The 18,534-nt window shown below is 35.0% G+C and carries 14 protein-coding genes; 10 read left to right on the top strand and 4 right to left on the bottom strand.

Annotated features, from left to right (window positions below; translation table 11 throughout):
• From ACP6PL_RS07680 to ACP6PL_RS07640, 9 genes are all read left to right on the top strand, one after another.
• On the top strand, window positions 1-1,332 hold the full coding sequence (locus tag ACP6PL_RS07680) for a nucleotide disphospho-sugar-binding domain-containing protein (RefSeq protein WP_426544206.1): 1,332 nt from the start codon (window positions 1-3) through the stop codon (window positions 1,330-1,332).
• A gap of 53 nt (window positions 1,333-1,385) precedes the next feature.
• Window positions 1,386-2,189 (top strand): Stf0 family sulfotransferase, encoded by an 804-nt coding sequence (locus ACP6PL_RS07675; RefSeq protein ID WP_426544204.1) that lies wholly within the window; start codon window positions 1,386-1,388, stop codon window positions 2,187-2,189.
• A gap of 10 nt (window positions 2,190-2,199) precedes the next feature.
• Complete coding sequence (locus ACP6PL_RS07670) at window positions 2,200-4,179, top strand: condensation domain-containing protein (protein WP_426544202.1); 1,980 nt, start codon at window positions 2,200-2,202, stop codon at window positions 4,177-4,179.
• 11 nt (window positions 4,180-4,190) lie between these two features.
• Entirely contained in the window at window positions 4,191-6,698 is a 2,508-nt protein-coding gene (locus ACP6PL_RS07665) for a condensation domain-containing protein (protein WP_426544200.1), read from the top strand.
• 359 nt (window positions 6,699-7,057) lie between these two features.
• A complete protein-coding gene (locus ACP6PL_RS07660; RefSeq protein WP_426544198.1) occupies window positions 7,058-8,143 on the top strand; it encodes a hypothetical protein in 1,086 nt (361 codons plus the stop codon).
• Window positions 8,144-8,444: 301 nt separating this feature from the next.
• Entirely contained in the window at window positions 8,445-9,848 is a 1,404-nt protein-coding gene (locus ACP6PL_RS07655; RefSeq protein ID WP_426544196.1) for a nicotinate phosphoribosyltransferase, read from the top strand.
• A gap of 118 nt (window positions 9,849-9,966) precedes the next feature.
• The gene (locus tag ACP6PL_RS07650) at window positions 9,967-10,905 is read left to right on the top strand and encodes an ADP-ribosylglycohydrolase family protein (RefSeq protein ID WP_426544194.1); all 939 of its coding nucleotides are present in this window, start codon (window positions 9,967-9,969) and stop codon (window positions 10,903-10,905) included.
• A 300-nt stretch (window positions 10,906-11,205) separates the two neighbouring features.
• Window positions 11,206-11,796 (top strand): nicotinate-nucleotide adenylyltransferase, encoded by a 591-nt coding sequence (locus ACP6PL_RS07645; protein ID WP_426544192.1) that lies wholly within the window; start codon window positions 11,206-11,208, stop codon window positions 11,794-11,796.
• Complete coding sequence (locus ACP6PL_RS07640) at window positions 11,766-12,491, top strand: NUDIX hydrolase (RefSeq protein ID WP_426544190.1); 726 nt, start codon at window positions 11,766-11,768, stop codon at window positions 12,489-12,491. Before ACP6PL_RS07645 ends, ACP6PL_RS07640 begins: the two co-directional genes overlap by 31 nt.
• Window positions 12,492-12,565: 74 nt before the next feature.
• Here ACP6PL_RS07640 and ACP6PL_RS07635 read toward each other — a convergent pair whose 3' ends face one another.
• The 3 genes from ACP6PL_RS07635 to ACP6PL_RS07625 form a co-directional block, all read right to left on the bottom strand.
• Entirely contained in the window at window positions 12,566-13,927 is a 1,362-nt protein-coding gene (locus tag ACP6PL_RS07635) for a hypothetical protein (RefSeq protein WP_426544188.1), read from the bottom strand.
• A gap of 121 nt (window positions 13,928-14,048) precedes the next feature.
• The gene (locus ACP6PL_RS07630) at window positions 14,049-15,179 is read right to left on the bottom strand and encodes a TRAFAC clade GTPase domain-containing protein (RefSeq protein ID WP_426544186.1); all 1,131 of its coding nucleotides are present in this window, start codon (window positions 15,177-15,179) and stop codon (window positions 14,049-14,051) included.
• 37 nt (window positions 15,180-15,216) lie between these two features.
• The gene (locus tag ACP6PL_RS07625; protein WP_426544185.1) at window positions 15,217-16,461 is read right to left on the bottom strand and encodes a hypothetical protein; all 1,245 of its coding nucleotides are present in this window, start codon (window positions 16,459-16,461) and stop codon (window positions 15,217-15,219) included.
• Window positions 16,462-16,751: 290 nt separating this feature from the next.
• On the opposite strand from ACP6PL_RS07625, the gene ACP6PL_RS07620 reads away from it, so the two are divergent.
• The gene (locus tag ACP6PL_RS07620; RefSeq protein WP_426544183.1) at window positions 16,752-17,597 is read left to right on the top strand and encodes a phosphodiester glycosidase family protein; all 846 of its coding nucleotides are present in this window, start codon (window positions 16,752-16,754) and stop codon (window positions 17,595-17,597) included.
• Between the two features lie 389 nt (window positions 17,598-17,986).
• Here the strand turns inward: ACP6PL_RS07620 and ACP6PL_RS07615 are convergent, their stop codons facing one another.
• Window positions 17,987-18,415, bottom strand: coding sequence for a hypothetical protein (locus tag ACP6PL_RS07615; protein WP_426544181.1), 429 nt, complete (start codon window positions 18,413-18,415; stop codon window positions 17,987-17,989).
• Window positions 18,416-18,534: the final 119 nt, after the last annotated feature.

The raw sequence follows: 18,534 nt of genomic DNA, 5'->3' as shown, positions 1-18,534 counted from the left end.
ATGGCTCATATTGTTTGTATTACTGGTGGACTTACGGGTATATTTAACGCGAGTATATCATTGGTCAAACAGTTAGAAAAAGCTGGTCATCGCGTCACCTACGCTAGTCCAAAAGACTGGTCTGATTTAACTAATCAATATAATATTCCCTTTGTTCAACTCGATTCTTGGATATTCGAGTGGAAAGAACAACCTCTCAGTCGGTGGCAAAAATTTCGTCAACTAGGAGAAAGAAGAAACCAAGCCATAAAAGCATTGGGTGTAGAGAATTTTGCAGAAACGATGAAGGAATTAAACCCCGACTTGCTCCTCATCGATATGGAAATGCACCCACATATTATGACGGCGGTGGTTAACGATCTACCAGTGGCACTTTTATGCCAGTTTTTGTCTATTTGGAAACGAGGCAATTTACCCCCAATTCACACTGATATTATTCCAGGTGAAGGGTGGCGTGGAAAATGGTTCGGCATCGAATGGACTTGGCTACGTTACGGTTGGACAAAATGGCGGGAATATCAGCATGAGCGATGGCAAAAGATGGGAGTCGATCAAATTTCAGTTTTGCGTTGCTATGCTAAAAAAATAGGCTACCCTTTTCAAGAAAGATTTGGATTTAAACAGTCACTTGTACCTTATCCCCATAAGGGACTTCCTATTCTCTGTTTCAATGGTTTAGAGTTAGATTTTTACCACGATCCACCTTCCTCAATGTACTACATAGGGCCGATGGTATGGGAAAATCGTCAAGAATCAAAGATTGAACAAAACACTTATCAAACCTTAGAGCGAATCTTTGAAAAACGTCGTCTGACTGGAAATTCACTAATTTATTGTGGTTGTAGTAGCTTTAATAGGATTAATACAAAATTTTTGCGACAAATTATAGATGCAGTGTCAAGTTGTCCACAATGGGATTTAGTAGTAGGTCTTGGCAGTCAGTTAGATTTTGATAAATTAGGCTCTCTTCCTTCTAACGTATATGTTTTGAGTTGGGCACCTCAAACACAAATACTCAAGCACGCTGACTGCGCTATCATTAACGCAGGTATTAATACCATCAATGAGTGTATTTACTTTGGCGTGCCTATGCTAGTTTATTCCCTTAAGCGTTACGATCAAAACGGAAATGCAGCACGAATAGCTTATCATCAGCTTGGCATTGTGGGGGATATGAAGCAAGATAATGTATCTGAGATCCGTAATTATATTCAAACTCTGTTAACAGAGAAGTCTTACCAAACACAAGTTAATCGTATGCGTAATTGTTTCCATCGTTATACTAATGAGAATTTAGCGGCTAAAGTAGTTGAAGCTTTGTTACATAAATGATAAACAGCGATATTTTAAGATTAAAATAAAAATAACTTTACTTAAGCATTTGTATGGAAAAAAAAAGCTATATTGTTTGTTCTACACCTCGATCGGGAAGTACCCTATTATGTAAAACTTTAGAGGAGCTAGGTGGATGTGGTCAACCAGAAGAGTATTTTCATCGCCATACAATTAAAAAATTAAAACTCAATAATAATCCCGACCAATTTCTTAGCTATTGCCACTCTATTTGTCAGGAGGGATTAAGGACTCATGGTGTCTTTGGGATGAAAATGCACTGGTGGCAATTGTTGGATTTCCTAAGCATTGCAAGACAATCTCCTAGTTTTGAAAACAAAAGAGATTGGGATATTATTAATGCTCTTTTTCCTAATCCGAAATTTATCTATCTTTGCAGAAGAGATATTATTGCCCAAGCAGTTTCAGCGACGATCGCTATGCAAACAGGACAGTGGGAAAAAATTAGGGAAAATCAACCTAAAAATCCTCTTCAAAGTGTCAAAAAATCTCAAGGAGATAGAGTCAAATCTATCAAATTCCAACCTTGGAAAATTTATGAATGGGAAAAGAATATTAAAGATAATAATCTATGTTGGCGATTTTTTTTTAACGATAACTGTTTGAATTATTATGAAATTGTCTATGAAGATATGGTAAAGTCTTTGGTAAATGAAATAACTAATGTTGTTGATTATATAGGTATTGATAAAAGTAAGATGAATTATGAAATTCAAGCACATACTCAGCGACAATTTAACATCATAAATCAAAAATTTATTAACTACTATAAGTTATGCCCAAATCCACTACTTAAATTACTGTACGGGCTTTATGTAAAACGTCAGAATAGTTAAAAAAATAGACATGATACAAAAAACAAAATTATACCAAAGAGTTGCAGAACTCTCGCCTAGTCAGCGAGCAAAACTATTAAGGAAAATTCAGCAATTCAAATCAGATAAATTTCCCAAAACTCGTCAAAGATTAGTAGCTTATATTGTCCCCCAATCTTCTACTAATAATTTAGAATCTTCTGTATTACGAGACTATCTGAAAGCTAAACTACCTAACTATATGATTCCGGCAGGAATTATGTTCCTAGAAGAATTGCCTCGTACTGCTAATGGGAAGATTGACATTAAAGCACTACCTGAATTGCAATTAGCAACCATCAACGCCGATAGCTCAAGTTTGCCACAAACTTCAACAGAAAAGACGCTGGCTGAAATTTGGAGTCAAGTTTTAGGAATTGACACAATAGGTATTAATGATAATTTCTTTGAGCTAGGAGGAGATTCTATCCTGAGTATTCAGATTACTTCTAAAGCACGGGAGGCTGGACTAAGGTTATCTCCCAACCAGCTTTTTGAACAACCTACCATTGCTGAATTAGCTAATGTTGTTAATATTGCCCCTGAAGCGATCGCTACTCAAACACCTGTTACCGGAGCAGTGACACTTACTCCTATTCAGCACTGGTTTTTTGAGCAGGAAATGATTGCCCCACACCACTGGCATCAAGCAATGTTACTGGAAATTCCTGTTGAGGTGAGCGCGTCTAAGATTCAGGAAGCGATCGCCATTTTATGGACTCACCATGATGCTTTAAGGTTAAGTTATAACTTTGATTCAACTGGTTGGCAGCAAATCAATAAAAATGAGTCAGAGCCACCATCCCTAGTTCAAATAGACATCTCTGGCTTGAGTGAAGCGGAACAAACTGAAGCAGTTGCTAAATACGCTACAGATATTCACAGTGCTATGAATTTGGCTGACGGTAAACTAATGGGAGTCGCTCATTTTAACCGTGGTGAGAGTCTATCTAGTTGGCTTCTTATTAGTCTGCATCATTTAGTTGTAGATACAGTTTCTTGGCAAATTTTACATAATGATTTAGAAAAGTTGCTCCTTACACAGGTCGGGCAGTTACCTGCAAAAACAACCTCTTTCAAAACTTGGGCAGAGATACTTACTGCTCAAGCACCACAACGACAGTCTGAAGCAGATTTTTGGTTGAAGCAAGTTGAGTCGGTATTTATCCACCTACCGCGAGATTTCTCAGATACTCCAAAATTGACTGAAGCTACTGCACAAACCGTAAATGTGCAACTTGATGTTGATGAGACTCAAGCTTTACTACGCTCTGTGCCAGCTATTTACAATACACAAATTAATGATGTACTACTGACAGCTCTAGCAAAAACATTACTTCAATGGAGCGGGGTAAAGGCTGGAAATATTAGGCTCGATCTAGAAGTACATGGTCGCGAGCAAATTGTACCTGAAATAGATTTATCCAGAACAATAGGTTGGTTTACGATGGTTTATCCATTGAAGTTAGAGTTAAGTGAAGGAGATGAAAATGACGCAATAGTCAAATCTGTGAAAGAACAAATTCGGCAAATTCCAGACCGTGGTATTGGTTACGGAATTTTACGTTACTTGGGGGCTGAAATTACTCGTCGCCGACTAACTCAAGCAAAAAGCTCTGAAATATTATTCAATTATTTAGGTCAGTCAGATCGTACTACTGGGAAAGAAAGGATCGAGATGATTCAAGATATTTCTGTTGGTCAACTCAGAGATTTGCGTAATAGCCGTAGCTACTTGCTAGAGATAAATGCTTGGGTTGCGAATGGACAACTGCAACTTAATTGGATATATGACAAACAGGTGCATCAATTAGATACCATTAGCACAATAGCAAAAAACTACATTAGTACACTCAAATCTATCATTTTACAGTGCATAAAATCTGATGAAATTGGCTTTAGCCCCTCTGACTTTCCTGATGTGGAGCTAAATCAGACAGAATTAGATGAATTTCTTGATAATATTACATAAAAAAACTTGATATGGAAAAACAAAACATAGAAGCTATATACCCTCTCACCTCTTTGCAACAAGCATTTTTATGGCATAGTTTGCAAACTTCTTCCCAAGCAGGGTTACTACATATAAGTTGCGATCTACACGGAGAAGTCAACCAAGTTGTATTAAAGGAAGCTTGGGAGTTTGTCTTCAGCATTCATCCAGCATTACGCACATCAGTTCATTGGGAGTCAGTCAAACAACCTCTACAAGTTGTTGGTAAGCAGGTGACACTGCCTTGGGTTAAACTCGACTGGCAAGGAAAAGAAGATCGAGATTCAGTGTTAGCTGACTTTCTGATTGAAGACCGCAATGAAGGATTCGACCTTACCCAACCTCCAATTAGCCGTATAGCTTTAATTCAACTAAGCGCTCTAGACTATAAATTAATCTGGAGTTGTCACCATCTGATGTTAGATGGTTGGTCAGGAGCAGTAGTTCTCAATCAAGTATTTGATAGCTATGAAATGTGGCTTAAGGGAGAGTCTTCATCAATAGCAAGACCCCAAACTTATCAAAATTATATCCGTTGGTTAAAGCAACAAGATGAATCTGCTGCTAGTCACTTCTGGCAAAAAATGTTAGATGGCTTTACCACTCCCACCCCTCTGCCAATTTCTCAACCAAGAGAGAAAAATTCTTCTCAAACAGAAAGTATATCGATCGCTATTTCAGAGGAAATCACCAGTGAAATAGGTAGTTTCTTGCGTTCCCATAGACTAACATTAAACACATTAATACAGGGGATATGGGGTTTGTTACTATATGCCTACAGTGGCAAAACAGATGTTCTATTTGGGGCAACAGTATCAGGGCGTCAAGGTGACTTGGCAGGAGTTGAAACCATTGTTGGTTTGCTGAATAATGTATTACCAATACGAGTACAGATTTATCCAGAAGAAAATATACTTTCTTGGCTAGAAAATTTACAAACTCAGCAAGCAAAAGCTAGTAAATTTGCATACGCTTCATTAGTTCAGATTCAAACTTGGAGTCAATTATCCAAACCTTTATTCGATAGTCTATTGGTAATTGAAAATTATCCAATGAAAATAGCAGAATCATGCAAAAGTTTACAAGTAGATAATGTTGAATCAGGTATTATTAGCACTTATGATTTAACCATAATTGTCATACCCAGAAATACCCTAACAGTGAAATTATGTTATAAAGATCGGCATTTTGAACCTCAAATTATACAAACTTTACTAGAGAAATTTGAACAAATTTTAAATAATATTATCCAAAACCCATTACAGGCGATCGCCGAAATTGTACCTTTGACTGACTCAGTAATTAGGGAAAGTCATTCTCCAAAAACCATATCCCATACAAATTCTTCCCTCAAACTTAATAGAGAAGAACTAGAAGGCAGTTTTTTTACTCCACAAAATCCTATGGAACTTAAACTGACTCAAATATGGGAATCTGTTTTAGGAGTTAGTCCGCTCAACGTTGAAGCAAGTTTCTTTGACTTAGGTGGAAATTCGCTCATGGCAGTACAATTATTTAATCAAATGCAGCAGCAACTTAACTGTACATTGCCTCTAGCAAGTTTGTTTCAAGCACCGAATGTCCGGAAGTTTGCTCGACTACTTAGTCAGGAGCAACCAGTTTCACAATGGTCAAGTCTTGTACCAATTCAGTCAAATGGCTCTAAATTACCATTCTTCTTTCATGGAGGTTCAGCAGATGCACTAACATGGGCTAGATTTTCTCATTTGTTAGGTTCAGATCAGCCTTTTTATGCTCTACAACGTCCCGAACTCAATGGTGGAGAAATTTCTCAGAATACAGCTGAATCTCTAGCTGAAGCTTGCGTTAAAGAAATACGCATGGTACAACCACAGGGACCTTACCTGATCGGAGGACACTGCTTTGGTGGCGCAGTTGCTTTTGAGATCGCCCAGCAACTCCAAGCTCAAGGGGAAGATATTGCTAGCATTATTTTGATTGACGCTTATTGCCCAAATTCTGTATCTATAAATGCTATTAGTGAATTGCAAACAAAACTTCAGCTCGGGGTATTTTGGTTAAGGAAAAACTATTATTATCACGGCGACTGGAGTAAGGTAAAACTTCTACCTCAGAAAGTATGGCAGAAATTAGGAAACAAGAAAAAACCTCACCCAAAAACTATAAATACTACAGATACAAATGTCGTTTCTGAAATAGCCAAAAATACTTCTAAACTTGCCAAAACTACCAAACAAAAAATGTCATACGAATATCTATATGCTCGCGCTCAACAAGCTAATGAGATTGCCGCAAATAACTATTTACCTCAACCCTATTCAGGAAAAATCAAACTGTTTCGAGCGGAAGTTCAGATGTTAGACTGGCACTTTGGTTTCCCTCTTGGTTGGCAGAAGGTTGCTAAAGATGAAATTGAGGTGACAAATATTCCTGGTTTTTTCGGTAACTTATTTAATCAAAAATCTGGATTATTGCTCGCCGAACAGGTGAAAAATTATTTGTTGAATGTTTCATAAATTCAACAGATAATTTCATCATTATTACTAATTAAGCGAAGATCGTATTACTTAATAATATCATGTTCGGATAATCACTTATAATAAAGTTTTTGTTTTTAGTAGGGCTTCAGCCCTATCTATAGTTCGGGCTGAAGCCCTACTACGAACTTTAATTATAAAAACTATTTAACCGTTAGCGTAGCTCCCCCGAAGGGGGCACATAATATAACTAAAGTTTTCAAGAAGTATAGCATTATTTTGATGGGTTGGTATAATCCTGTTCCCAATTGTCAGGCAAGCTGTTGTTTTTCCTTACCAATAAATCTCTCCTGTAGACAATATTTAGTATTATTTATAAATATTTAACCAAACATAATATGACTAAAAAAGTTATCCAAATTATACCTAGATTACCTTTATATGGAGATGGGGTTGCTGATTACTCTGTTAAATTATCTGAAACATTACTACAACAATTTGGTATATCAACTGAGTTTCTTATTTTTGAAACACAAGGAGAAATTCGTGAGTTAAATAATTTTCATATTCAAAGATTACCTGCTCACAATCCTGATACTTTTATTTCATTATTACCTCAAAGAACTCAAACTGTAATCTTACAATATAGTAATTATCCTTATCTTAAAAGCAAGTTAAAAGCTCCATTTTGGTTGCTTAAAGCATTACAATTAGCGATAAATTCTTACCAGCTAAAATTAATAGTTATGTTTCACGAACTACCAATATTGAAATATAACAGTATCAATGTTTTGAATCCTATACAAAGTATATTATCTTATCAACTAGCAAAATTAGCTGATGTTACAATCACCAATAACGCTAAAATTCAATCAACTTTATCACAATGGTTAAATAAACCAGTCACCTCAATTCCTAACTTTTCAACTATCGGTGAACCTAATTATATTCTACCCTTAAAAGAACGAAAATATCGAGTAGTTGTCTTTGGTACTACTCATAACCGTTCAAGAATTTATGGAAAATATTTCAATCTTCTGTTATTAACTTGTAAAAAATTAGGCATTAGAGAAATTTACGATATAGGTCATAAAATTAATATTGATCGGGATAAATTATCAGGAATACGTTTAGTTGAGATGGGAAAACAACCCTCAGAAGTAGTAAGTGATATTCTTTTATCTGCAAAAGTAGGATTTTTAGATTATAGTTGGTATCCTGGCTGTCTGGGAAAATCAACTGTCTTTGCTGCTTTTTCTGCTCATGGTTTAGTAACTATCTTAACTAAATATAATCCATCTGAAAGAGATGGAATTTACCTTAATAAGCATTATTTACTTGCCGAAGATTCCTTAAATATAATGAATTTGCAAGAATTACAACTTATTGCTAACAACGCTTGTCAATGGTATTCAGGCCATAATTTAATCTCCAATGCTAGAATATTTGCTTCATATCTGGACTTTAGGGAAAAAGTTAACTAGAATCAGCTCAATCTTTCATCAAAAGCCAGATAGGTGAAAATTACTATAATAAAAATAATAGCCGTTTAACCAAGTCAGAAGTTGTTTTTGTCACAGGGATTTTGAGCAACCCTCCAAAAACATTTCGCTTTAAAATGAGGGGTTTTAGAGGCTATTATTTTGATAATAGGAAGTTATTGAGTCAGTAACCCCATGAATTAACTAAAGTTAAGTGGCGCTCTTCACCCCCAAACCCTAAGTTGTCCGTTTTTCAGACTGCAACTAAAGTGCTGTGGGTTTCCAAACTACGGAGGATTTTTAAATGGTACAAGAAGATAAACAACTTTCTTTATCCCCTGAAGATTACAGTTTGTTAACAGATCTCTACCAACTAACAATGGCAGCTTGCTACGTTGGAGAAAAAATTGACCAACGACGAGCCAGTTTTGAGCTATTTGTACGAAAACTACCCGCAGGTTTTGGCTATCTCATTGCTATGGGTTTAGCACAAGCATTAGACTACCTGAAAAAATTTAGATTTAGCTCTGAGCAGGTTGATGCTTTAAAGTCAACGGGAATTTTTGCTAATGCTCCTAATGAATTTTGGTCGTTACTACCAGAAGCTAAATTTACTGGAGATGTATGGGCGGTGCCAGAGGGAACAGCCATATTTCCTAATCAACCTCTACTGCGGATAGAAGCACCACTGTGGCAGGCGCAGTTAGTGGAAACATATCTATTAAATACAATTAATTACCAAACTCTCATAGCAACAAAAGCAGCGAGAATGCGAGATATTGCAGGGGAGGACACCAAATTATTAGAATTTGGCACTAGACGCGCTTTTAGCCCCCAGGCTAGTATTTGGGCGGCTCGTGCTGCTTTGGCAGGGGGAATGAATGCTACTTCTAATGTTTTGGCAGCCTTGAAATTAGGTCGGAAACCAGCAGGTACAATGGCTCATGCTTTGGTGATGGCAATATCTGCCGTGGAAGGTAATGAGGAGGATGCTTTTAATGCTTTTCAGCGATATTTCCCCACAGCACCTTTATTGATAGATACTTACGATACTTTGGCAGCTACCCATTTATTAGCACAACGAGTTAAACAGGGTGAAATGCACCTAAGTGGGGTAAGATTAGATTCGGGAGATTTAGTGAAATTATCCCAGGAGGTACGATCGCTACTGCCAGAAGTGACTATTTTTGCTAGTGGAGATATCGATGAGTGGGAAATAGCTAGACTTCAGAGGGAAAATGCTTGTATTGATGGGTATGGTATTGGTACTAAGTTGGTAACTGGTGTTCCTGTGAATGGAGTTTATAAACTGGTAGAAATAAACGGTATTCCTGTGATGAAAAATGCTACTGGAAAAGTTAGTTATCCTGGTAAAAAACAAATATATAGATATCTAGAAAATAGTCAATTAAAACAAGATTATTTAGGATTAATGGATGAAGATGTATTGAATCAAACAGAATTTCAGAGTGATGATTTTATAAAATTAATGACACAAGTAGTTCAAAATGGAGAAATATTGCAAAAATCAGAAAATCTAGAAGCGATCGCTAAACGTAGTGCTATTTCTGTTGCTAGTTTGCCACCTGAAATTCGCAGCTTAGAAAATCCTATTTTGCCACCTATGAAAATTTCTAATAAATTACAAGAACTTACAGAAAAAACTAGAGATAAAATACTGAGCGGGAGTAGGGAAGTGGGGGAGTGAGGGAGTGGGTGAAAAATAAAGATTTTTCCTTCTTACTTCTTGCTTCTTACTTCATTGCTTCTTACTTCTTGCTTCTTCCTTCTTCCTTCTTACTTCAGTTAATTATCAAGATTAAATTATGAATAATTCCCAAATATTATCAGGTTTAATGGGTGTATGTATTGGAGATGCTTTAGGTGTACCTGTTGAATTTTCTAGTCGTCACGAAAGAACAATTAATCCTGTAACTGAAATGATTGGTTATGGCGCACATAACCAACCACCAGGCACCTGGTCTGATGATAGTTCCATGACATTATGTTTAGCTGAATGTCTATGTGATGGATTTGATTTAGAAGCGATCGCTCACTCTTTTTATAGATGGCGTTATGAAGATTATTGGACTCCTTGGGGTAAAGTTTTTGATATTGGAGGTACCACTGCTGCAGCTATTTCTAGAATTAAAAAAGGTAGACCAGCAATAGAAGCTGGAGGTAGGGATGATCGAAATAATGGCAATGGTTCTCTAATGAGAATTTTACCCCTAGCTTATACTTATAAAAACACTAATTTTCCCGAATTAATTCAACAAGTTCACGACTGTTCTTGTATAACTCACGGTCATTTAAGGTCACAAATGGCTTGCGGTATTTATATTAGTATAGCTATTTGTTTATTAGAAGGTTTGGAAGCAAAATTAGCATACTTACAAGGAATTGAAAATATTAAACAAATATATTCAGAAGAAAAGTATGGAGCAGAGCTACATCGTTTTCGTAAAGTATTGAGTGGAGAAGTTCAAAATATATCTCTAACAGGAATTCATGCTGGTGGTTATGTACTAGATACATTAGAAGCTTCTTTGTGGTGTTTATTAAATACAAAATCTTTTGCGGAGGCAGTATTAAAAGCAGTAAATTTAGGAGAAGATACAGATACAACTGGAGCCGTAACAGGTGGTTTAGCAGGAATTTATTATGGTATAGAAAATATTCCTAATGAATGGATAGAAGTTATTGCCAGAAAAGATGATATATTTAATTTGGCAGCTCGTTTAGAAAACGCTCTTTCGGATTAGGAAGTAGTTAGGAGCCAGGAAAGAAAAAGGTCATCAGCTAACCTTATAGTAATCCGCCTTGATGTTGTAACATTTTATTGTAGGGGTTGTATCTTTTTATCCAATTTTTGCCTGGGTTTAGAGACCAAACTCCCTAAAGTTTTTTTCATAAATCATATCATGTCCGTTGGTATCATTTGTGTAAAAGTTGGGGAAATATGTACCATTATGTTAAGATTTTTCCTTCTCTTAAAGCTTATTCTTTATTACTTCTTACTTCTTCCTTCTTCCTTCTTACTTCTCTAAAAATTTACAAAATAAATGACAAAAATAGCCTTATTTGGAACAAGTGCAGACCCACCAACTGCTGGACATGAAACAATTGTTAAATGGCTCTCTCAAAACTTCGAGAAAGTAGTGATTTGGGCATCAAATAATCCCTTTAAATCACATCAAACATTACTGGCACAACGTTCGGAAATGTTGTCAATTTTGATTGAAAATATTGACTCGAATAAAAACAATATTTATCTACATCAAGAATTAAGTAGTCGTCGTACTTTAGAAACCGTTGAACTTGCCAGAAAAAAATGGCATGATGCCGAATTTACCTTAGTAGTAGGTTCAGATTTAGTCAAACAATTACCAAGTTGGTATCAAATAGAAGAACTTTTACAGAAAGTAGGATTATTAATAGTACCTCGGAAAGGTATTACAACAAAAGAGGCAGATTTGCAGAAGTTAAGGGAACTAAGTACAGGAGTAAAAATAGCTTCTTTAGAAGTTCCGAATGTTTCCTCATCCGCATATCGCGAACAAGGAAACGAAATGACTATTACGCCTCCTATTAAAGATTATATATATCGGCAGAAATTATATCAATGGCAGAAAGGGACTACAGAAAAAGTGTAAATAATAAAGCAGACTTTAAAGTAGGGGTAGATAATGTGATTTTTTCCGTTGATACTCAACAAAGCCGCCTTTTAGTTTTGTTGGTAATGCGACAAAAAGAACCATTTATTAACTACTGGAGTTTACCAGGTACATTAGTAATAAAAGGTGAATCTTTAGAAGCAGCAGCATACAGAATATTGGCAGAAAAAATTAGGGTAAAAAATCTATATTTAGAACAATTATATACTTTTGGTGGTCCTGGTCGTGACCCGAGAGAATCTAGTTATAATTGTAGATATCTATCGGTCAGTTATTTTGCCTTAGTGAGATTTGAAGAAGCAGAATTAATTGCTAATGAGGTGACAAGTATTAGTTGGTATCCTGTGGAGCAAATTCCTCAATTAGCATTTGACCATCAAAAAATTATTGAGTATGGATATTCCAGATTACGGAATAAACTTGAGTATAGTCCTGTTGCTTTTGATGTTTTACCAGAAGAGTTTACTTTGGGGGAATTATATCAACTTTATGCAACTATTTTAGGAAACAATTTTTCAGATTATTCTAATTTTCGTGCCAAATTATTAAAGTTAGGTTTCTTATTTGATACTGGCATAAAAACATCACGGGGAGCTGGTAGACCTGCTAGTCTTTATCGGTTTGATTCAAAAGCATTTGCTTTAGTAAAAGATAAACCTTTAATGTTTATTTGATGGAGGTAGGGAATTCAGAAAAAATTGATACCCCGAAGCAATCTCTTCAACTGTAGGGTATCTATGAGATTCCTTCAGGAATTTCTTTGACATTCCTTTTTATTTTTTCTGTTTATAATTTTGGCTTTGATAGTAAAAGCTTCCTGGTTCCGAGATTGAGCAACTGCTAAGTCTAGGAGATAATTTTGTAGGTTTAATATATCTTCAACTTCCTGGTTGCGAAGTTGGTTGCGAAGTTGAGCGTTGCTTAAGCTTTCGATGTAATCTTTTGACTTTGATGTATCCCAAACTTCCTGATTCGGAGGTTGAGTTTTGCTTAACTCTCGGAGGTCATCTTGTAGCTCTAATATTTCTCCAACTTTTTGTTTGCCGAGTTTAGCATCTGCTAAGTTTAGGAGATAATCTTGTAGCTTTGATATATCTCCTACTTTTTGGTCGCGAAGTTGAGCGATCGCTAATTCTAGGGGATGATCTTTTAGCTTTAATACATCTCCATCCAGGTGAACAGTGTAGTTAACAGATTCACTGGGTTCTTCTCTTTCATTAGGTTCTTTTCTTTCACTAGGTTCTTTTCTTTCACTAGGTTCTTCTCTTTTTGTCAAATCTTGCCATTTTTTGTTGGATTCTAGTATTAAGTAGCCATTAAGGAATACTGTTGCATTTGGGTTGTCTTTTTGTAGCTTTTTGAGAACATTATTTATATCCTTTTTACTCTCAAATATTATATTTTTTTCCTCAGTAGTAGTACAGTCATATACTTTTGGTTGATGTGATATAATATCATATGCCTTAATCAAGATTGATCCCACCATAATTAGGGTAAATATAAAAGCAAGAAAATATAGTCTTATTGAATACTTAGGAGATAGTGGCATTGAAGGTGAAGGTGGTGGCGTTGAAGGTGAAGGTGGTATTAGAGGTTTAGAATCAACCTTAAATTCTTCTATTTCTTGGAGCTGTAAGAAGGGTCTGCTAGAACCATCCATCCTTAAAGATAACCGATAAGAAGGAATAGCTGGATGTGGATCGCGGTGCCCCCAAAATTCTGTGTATCCTTCTATCAATTTCTGATGAATTTCTTCTATATTTTTCTGGGAAATAAAAACATCTTCTTTACTTTTAATTTCCTGAATAACCACTCCTTCAATTAGAAGTATTTCTCTCCCAAATTGATCTTTAAGAATTTCATCTCCTTTTTGAAAATTCAGGTCTTTTTGTGTGGCTTTTAAGATTCGATAAACTACCGTAAAATCTCCTACTTTTGAACCAAAAATTTGTCTAATAAATCCCTTTCCTGGTTCTGTTAAATCTCCTGCCGTTACTCTTGCTAGTAAGTTGGCAGTCTTAGCTTCACAAATGAAATCAGGAGCTACTACCGTTCTGTAGTCAAGAGAAAAATTACGGCTTACTAAAAAAGGCCAAACTTCAATACTCATAGTTACAATTTAAGAAATTTAGATTTTATATTTACTGATGACAAATACTACGCTTTCAGGGAAGTTAAAAGTTAAAAAACTGTAGGAAACAGCTCTGAAAATTACTACAATTATATTATTTTTATGAAAACCGAATTATCATCGCAATTATTGCTGCTGGTATGAAACCAAACAAAAACCATTTTTTAGCGTTTTTTGATGCTTGTTTTCTTCCTAGTTTAGATCCCAATTTCAGCGGTGCTTTAGCTTTAGCTGCATAAACAATGGCGACAATTCCAAATGGTAAACAAAGAATAGACCACCCTTGAAATACCAAAGAACATACAAGAATTAGTAAAATTGCTTGGGTTAGAATAAGACAAATAGGAGTAGGAATTTTTGCTAAATTAGCCTCAGGAAATTTCTTCTCAAAATCCTTGAGATGTTTCTTGAAACTAACGACTAAGTGGTTATGTGCTTTTTCCCGATCTCCCACTTTGTCAATCAATAGATAAGCAATAGGAATCTCTAAATACAAAGGTTTCGGAATTGCGCCTGTCTTTGTCATCGATCCATCAGGTTCGAGGGTAGCAAAGTCCATACCAATAGAACTTACAGGAATTAGACGCACTGGACAACCAGCACTGACTCTAAAATTAACGACATTCTCAAACTCAGGAACTTTTTCTAGCAGACGTTCTCTGATCTGTGAGAGATTATAACGACCCTCTAGCAAATCCCATTTACTGATAATAAAATTAACAGGTTTATCTGTTTGATATTGATTTATCAATTGCATCATGTTGGTTAAATCTATGTGCAAGAACTTTGTAATAGTTTCATTGTTTAGGTTTTCTCCTTGCATTAATTTTAATAATTTTAGACCATCAATTATTGCTAACACTGCATCAGCATTAGGGACATTTTCTTGAAAATCAAAAACGTCCTCTTCATCTGATTTATCTGTGATTAATCCTCCTGAATAGTCAATATAGGTCAAGTCACAAACCTGAAAATTTTGAGGATTAAGATCGAGATTCTTGACGTAACAAGTAAACGTTATCTGTGTTATATCTCTTGTTCCGCTAGGCCAATTTTGATCTGGATCAATAATTTTTGCATAAATTTGATTCAGTTTTATACGCTGCTGATCATCGAAGGTTTTCAGGAAAGCTCCTTCTTGGTTGGCAGCTAATTTCTTAAAAAGACTAGCTAAAAATACAGTTTTACCTGCTCCAGATGGTCCTAAAGTAATAATCTTGTAATTTTTCATACTTGTTTTTGGGCTTTTAACTTTGATAATGATTAGTTTATTTCTTTAATTGATCTACTCTTATTTCAGAGTTAGGAAAATCTTGTGTCAGTTTATTGCTAATATATAAAAAACTTGCCACAGCACTTTTCAAGGCTGTTGTTTTATCTTTAATTTCTGTGACAGATTCATCTCTTATTTGAAGAAATTCAGCTAACCTTTGCTCGTCTGCTTTAACTTTTTTTCCAATGTTTCTCAATACCAAATTATCAATTGTTTTGAGTAATTCTTTCGTGAATTCCTGTCCTATACCATTTAACGGATTTTCTTCATTAGAATTGAAATCAGAATTATCATCATCCAGGATATTTGATACCAAAACTTCAACCAGATTGTTAACAACTATATTAATCAACCAACTGAAACTTAACACTCGCTTTAACAAGTTATTTAATAATATATTAAATCTACTATTTTCAGCAATATCTTTGTTACTAATAGTAATTAGTTGTTTAAGGTTTACCTGAATCTCTTTCTCTAAAAGATCGGGTATAACACAAGATACAGGAACTTCCATATGAAAAGGATGTGGAATTGAATTGCCAATTATTTTCATACTGCCATCAGGTTGAGGTGTTGCAAAACCAGAACCGACTGAACTTACTGGAATCAGGCGTACTGAAGAACGTTTTTGATTTCGATGCCAAACTAATTCTTGAAACTCAGGAATTTGTAGAAGGCGATCGCTTATTTCTTTTAAACCAAAATTATCATTTTCCAGCAAATCCCATTTACTAATTACGAATTGAATAGGTGCTTGAGAATAAGACATCCACTTAATTATTGGTGGTAAATCTTTATTTAAAAAATCATCAATCTTTTGTTGATTGTTATTATTCATTAATGCCTGAATTTTTTGACCATCTAAAAGACCCAAAATTGCATCAGCTTTTACTATTATTTTTTGTAAATCATAATCTTCTTCATCCATATCTGTAAACCTTCCACCAGCATAATCAAAATAAGTAAACTGACAAATTGGAAAGTTGTGCCCATTCTTGAGACTCTTAATAACACAAGTAAACTTCCACTCAGATATCTCACTACGTCTAGTTGTTTGAGGCCATTTTCTAATAATCAAGTTTGTATAGATATTATTCAGTAACTTTTGTTTCTTGAAATCCTCAGCCTCAAGATAGAAACCATGTTCTCCTTGGGTTGATAATGATTTAAACATACTAGCCATAAATACAGTTTTGCCTGCACCAGATGCTCCTAAAGTTAATATGTTGTAATTTTTCATTTGCTAAATTTCCTCTGAAAAAATAATCATGCTAGGTGTGATACTACTAGAGTTATTTCAACAGTTTTTTTTAGACATCAGGATTTAAGCAGAAAATTAACCAATACACCATCTGTAGGGGCTAATAGCCGTCAACCACCACTTTATATAGTTTATTTGGGTAAGTTCTGAGAGATTCTAAATCTAGCATGACTTTTTCAAAATGAACCACATAAAAAAATGACAAACCTGTAGGAAATTGGTATAGAACTTGCTTACCATTTGTCAAAAATATTTATAAAATTAGTATAATGAATAAAAAAACTCTAACTTTAACCGGATTATTTTTAACGACCTTCCTCCTAATAACCATAAACTTATTTTCTGCCCAGAATGCCGAAAGTAAATCACAAAATCCTCTATCTCTTGGTTTCCAAATTATTAACAATTCTCAGGGAACAACTCTTTATCAAAAATATTTAGATTATCTACAAATTGTCGATCTAACTCAAGGTGCTAAAATTAATTTTGTCTATGGAAATATCACAGATTTAGGTAGTAGAAAAGGAGCTTACGGCGGTAACGATCCACAATTTGAACGTCAGACAATATCACAAGTATGGTCTAACTTATCTTCAGAAAATTCAAGTTTATTTTGCATCACTAATGGTCAATTTTTTAGAAATGATAGAAATTCCTCAACAGAGTTAGCATTTCCTGTCAAGTCCGATGGAATTATAGTTAGTGACGGTTATGCAGGAGAAATAGAATTTCCCGATGAAAAGTTAATGCTAGAAGTCTGGAATGATAGAGCATTAATTAGTAAGTTTCAGCCAAATAATCTGCAATTCTCAAAAGCACCTAATCTTATTGTCGGTTTACAGGAAAATGCAGATAAAGGAGTAGAAAATAAAACAGGTAGAACATTTATTGGAGTTAAAGATCGAGATGGCGATCGCCTGAATGAAACAATTTTAATTTTTACTTCTAAAAAAGCAACTCAACCTCATGCTGCTAAAATTTTGAAAAGTTTCGGTGCAACTCAAATAATCATGTTAGATGGTGGAGGTTCAACACAATTAATGTGTCAGGGAAATAGTTATATAAGTTCACCAAGAACTATCCCTCAAATGATTGCTATTTTTAGTGGAAATTAAGACTAGGGAACAGGGAATAGGGAATAGCGAATAGGGAAAGAAAAAAATATCTTCTACTCCCCTACTCAAAAAAATGCAGAAAAGTTTTTGATAAATGGTATTATAAAATTTTGAAAAAAGAATATTACGAATAGTAAGAGCGATAAAAATACTTTACAGGAGATGTCTCTTGAACAAAAAAATATGATTTATGACCTAAAAAACCGTATTGAAGCCATTCCCATGCGATTCCTAACTCCTAAAAAGTACCCTAGCTATTTGTAGCAAACATTTATCAAACTGGTATTACTTTATTCTTTTCTCTATATTCCTTTCTGAATATAAAAAACTTCCAGTTTTGAGTGACTGGAAGTCCAGAGAAAATTTATTTTACTTGTATAATAATTAAATTATTTCACAAGAGAAATTTCTTGATCCGCGACAACTTCTGACTGTACATTATCTTCAACTAAATCTAGTTCGCCACCAGGTGCTTCAGGATGCTGTTGAACAAATGTTTCTTCTACTGGTACTTCCATAGACTCATCACTAGCATCAACATTAGCTTCTGCTTTACGAGTAATATAACGACTAGCAAAAAAAGCACCTAACCCAGTTAAACCTAGGGTACCAGCAGCAATACCAGCAATAGCAAAGTCAGACTTACCAGGAAATTTTTTGTTTAACCAAGAGTCTAGTGAAATTAAAGGTTTTTCTGTTGATGTAAAACTTTTACCTTTGCCACTAAAAAGACAAGCTTCTGCAGAACTCGCAAAAACTACACCACTGGCGATCGCTACAGTGGAAAGAGCAGTGGCCACAAAATTTAGCTTTTTCATTTTTGTTTACTTTAGTAAAGTACCTTTAGAAGAGTAATATTAACAGCACTTTCCCAAAGTGGCAATTTCATTAATTGATAATTGATAATGGATAATTGATAATTACCTCTGGTTAAAAC

The organism is Dapis purpurea BLCC-M126 (assembly GCF_050015975.1).
Classification (GTDB): Bacteria; Cyanobacteriota; Cyanobacteriia; order Cyanobacteriales; family Microcoleaceae; genus Trichodesmium.
Note: the sequence above shows the minus strand (reverse complement) of the source record. Positions and strands in the feature narration are given on the sequence as shown.